We start from the raw sequence: 3,626 nt of genomic DNA, 5'->3' as shown, positions 1-3,626 counted from the left end.
GATGTAAAAGTGTGGGGGCTGAACATTCGAAACAATCTAAATGACTAAGCTTACGTCGGTCTTATTCCACACTTTGATGTTGAAACTTTATACAAAAGTACAACGTTTAATTAATATACAATGCTTATTGATGACTTTCTGGTGCTCTATATCCGCATCAAGAGACGAAGACCTGTTTGCTAGAACTATGGATATATCTTCTGGCGAATATTGATTCAATGAATACTGTTCCAACAGATTTGCCATAGAAACATATGCAGCCTTACATAAATCACTCATCTTATAAAATTTCATGTTGGTCTCACCTAACTTCTTGTATTCTGCCCTAATAAAATCATGAAATACTTCACATGAAACTGGCAAGCTGTAATGACATACTTCTTTTACATGAATATCATAGTTTGGATGGATACCTTTATAACATTCAGAAGAAACAGCAATGGCAGCATTGCATCCACCAAATCCAGAAGCCGTTTTTATAAATGCCTCTTTTGTAAACGTCTGTTCATTAGAACTTACGCTTATGGTACATGAAGTTCCAAGTTCCTCGAATCCTAAAGTTGCAAAAACTCTTTTTGTTAGAAGTTCTTGAATGCACAGTATGGTTTCTACCACGCCTGAAGCACCTAAAGTATGGCCTATATATGACTTAAAACTATTTATAGGCTTATCAGTAAGTCCTGCCAAAGCAATAGCCTTACTCTCCATTTCATCATTATATACAGTTGAAGTGCCATGTGCGTTTATAAAGCCTATATCATTTTTATCTAGGTTAGCTTCGCTTAATGCCCTTTCAATAGCTAAATACAATCCGTCACCGGTTCTTGACGGACCAGATATATGATTTGCATCATTGGTTATAGCACCGCCGTTAAGATACAAATATGGGCGCCTGGCTTGACTTTTATCTGATGTTAAGAGTATAGCCCCACATGCTTCTCCCAGACATAGCCCATCACGATTCTTATCATATGGTCTACAAGGTTTTGAACTAATAGACTTAAATGAAGCAAATCCCTCTGTTATAAATGGACTTAACGTATCACAGCCGACTACAATAATATTATCATATTTACCTTGTAGTATAATTTCTCTGGCTATGATTAGGGCTGACACTCCAGAAATACAAGCATTGGAAACAATCAATGGCAAATTTGAAAATCCTAAATATGCTTGTAGCTTCAATGCAGTTGTACCTAAAAATGCATCTTCTGGGACTGGACTGACATTTTCTTCTAATTTGTTGATATTACCTTTTGTTGTAGATAAAATAACCAAAAGCCTTTGGTCTTTTATCTCTAATTTTGATTCGTTGATAATTGCTAATATATTATTTATCACTAACGATTCAAAGAATGTGCATCCCTCTTGTTGATATGCTAAAGGTAAGTCCCTATTTATCGCCCCTACAATCATTCCATATTTTTCATTATAGCAGAGCCCACACTCCTTTTGCTCCAAGGCATAGAAGGTTTGCATCTTTTCTCCTAAAGATGTAATCAAACTGTCATGTCCTATATATACTTGTTTTACTTTATCCATTTTTCTTTCCATTTCTCGTAAAACAGAGGATTGTTCAAGCACATTTCTCCACTGTTATCTATGAAGACCTGAACGGAACTGCCTCTTGCAACAATCACATTGCTATCTGATTTTCGTATGAGATATTCAAAGCAAATCTTAGCAGCAGGCGTCTGAATATACTTTGTTTCTATAATGATGTCATCATCTATAGTAAGCGGGGTTAAGTACTGTATCTGTAAATCTACAATTGGAGTCATATATCCGCTAGCATATATATCCATATACCCTATGCCTGGAAATTCTCGGCCAAATGCTTCTCTTCCATCCTCAAAGTATTTTACATACGAACCATGCCAAACTATTTTCATTGAATCTACCTCACTGAACCGAACTTTAGCCTTTGTTATGCCTACTAAAGACGGTATAGAATCATATTTCTTCTTCATGAATTCAAGAAAATTTTCATTTGACAACTTGCCGCTAAACGACCATCAGTAAAAGACTCAGCCTTGATAAGAGTAATATTAAAAACGTCTTGTAGAATTTCAATTCTAGTTTCTAACATGTCATTTATCTTCGGCAGGAACACTATTTCCATATTGGAAATAGCACCTATATAACCTATCGGTATGGGCTTACATTCATTTTTGCAAATATATCCCACTCTTGCCGCAGCTGATTGAGCTATGTGTTCAATAAGACCAAATTCAGTAAAGCAGCCATTTTCCACAAAAATATTATTATCTTTGATTGTTAACTGAGTTTCTGAGATACCATTTGTTATACCAACAAATTTGTCTATCATAACAATCGGATCCCTTTGCGGTATTAAATCAATTATTTTCATTTTTTCTTACAGATCATTATTGAATGTCCTAATCCCAAGCCATCAACAATCTTTTCAATTTCAAGACCGGCATTATTGACACATCTTTCCATATCAGATGAATGATACATTTTACTATTACCATTTGCTAGAGCTGTAAAATATATGCTAGTTAATGTGAGGCAATAAGCTGCTGTTTCAAACGTCTGTCTGTCCCAAAAAGTTTCCATAATATATAGTCTTGAATTTTCATCCATTGACTCCGCAGCTCTTTTACATATACTTGTTGCTTCCTCTTCCGAAAAACAATCCAAGAATTGGCTCATCCAAATTACATCAAATGCTGGAGTTGGGAACTCAACTGACTTGTCTAATAAATTACATGGATATGCATGTATTCTGTTTGCACCGTCAATATCCTTTGTAAGTTCACGCATCATTGCTACCTGTTGTGGCAAATCCATAATGGTTACTTCAACAGATGGATTATATTGAACACATTTTGTTGCCCATCTTCCAGTATTTCCACCAACATCTAATATCCTGTTTACTTTCTTTGTTTCATCAAATATAATCCTCAGAGCAGCTTCAAATGATTCATCAGAATAGAAATGATCAAAACCGAACCAGCTATTTTGCACATTTTCCGGCAAACTTGACAAGGCTTCGTATATGGTCGCCCACTCTCCGAAAGATTTTAATCCGGATGGTTTACCTTCCAGGAGAGCTTCTTCCAGATTATATAAGCCCTTATAGTTTACGTCATGGTTGAAGTTCATATTCACCTTTGCCATATTGTCATTGAGAAGGAACCAACCAGTTTTAGACAGTTGATACATATCTTCTTTAATCAAGACTGTTCCTATAGACAAAGATGCTTCCAATAAAACTTGTGCAGCATATAAACTTAGTCCTGTTTTTTCTGCTATCTGTTCCTGAGTTAAACCTTCTCTATTATTTGACAATAGTTCAAGAATCCCTAATTTTACCATAAGTCTTGATACTTGAAAGACTATTGGACCAAAAGCAATTTCTTGTGCTCTTCTTTGAGCTTCTATTGCCGTAAGTCTCTCATGGGAATATATTTTCTTTAATTGAGGTGTAAGTTTCATTTTCAATTAATTTAATTCCAGAATCTATAGAAATTAAAGTAAGTTTCCAATTTTAGGGTGTCCCCTTTTAGACGGGCGCCAGCAGGCACCCGTCTAAAAAAGAGTCCACAAATTTAACGATTATTATTTGCATATTGTCATGGGAAGAAGGTTTTCGTAATCCG

Annotated in this window: 4 protein-coding genes; all 4 read right to left on the bottom strand. The window is 35.4% G+C overall.

The window, feature by feature from the left end; translation table 11 throughout:
• Nucleotides 1–87: 87 nt before the first annotated feature.
• Genes H3001_RS18850 through H3001_RS18835 form a run of 4 tightly spaced genes read right to left on the bottom strand, consistent with a single transcriptional unit; the run spans nt 88 to nt 3,462 of the window.
• Nucleotides 88–1,542 carry a beta-ketoacyl-[acyl-carrier-protein] synthase family protein gene (locus tag H3001_RS18850; protein ID WP_181215770.1) on the bottom strand — a complete coding sequence of 485 codons (1,455 nt, stop codon included), beginning with the start codon at nt 1,540–1,542 and terminating at the stop codon, nt 88–90.
• Complete coding sequence (locus tag H3001_RS18845; RefSeq protein ID WP_181215769.1) at nt 1,530–1,970, bottom strand: acyl-CoA thioesterase; 441 nt, start codon at nt 1,968–1,970, stop codon at nt 1,530–1,532. The genes H3001_RS18850 and H3001_RS18845 overlap by 13 nt, the downstream gene beginning before the upstream one ends.
• The gene (locus tag H3001_RS18840; RefSeq protein ID WP_181215768.1) at nt 1,967–2,371 is read right to left on the bottom strand and encodes a 3-hydroxyacyl-ACP dehydratase; all 405 of its coding nucleotides are present in this window, start codon (nt 2,369–2,371) and stop codon (nt 1,967–1,969) included. The genes H3001_RS18845 and H3001_RS18840 overlap by 4 nt, the downstream gene beginning before the upstream one ends.
• Entirely contained in the window at nt 2,368–3,462 is a 1,095-nt protein-coding gene (locus H3001_RS18835; RefSeq protein ID WP_181215767.1) for a methyltransferase, read from the bottom strand. Before H3001_RS18835 ends, H3001_RS18840 begins: the two co-directional genes overlap by 4 nt.
• Nucleotides 3,463–3,626 lie beyond the last annotated feature (164 nt).

This window comes from Phocaeicola faecicola, assembly GCF_013618865.1.
GTDB classification, from domain to species: domain Bacteria; phylum Bacteroidota; class Bacteroidia; order Bacteroidales; family Bacteroidaceae; genus Phocaeicola; species Phocaeicola faecicola.
The sequence above is the reverse complement of the archived record's forward strand: the minus strand, read 5'-3'. Positions and strand labels throughout refer to the sequence as shown.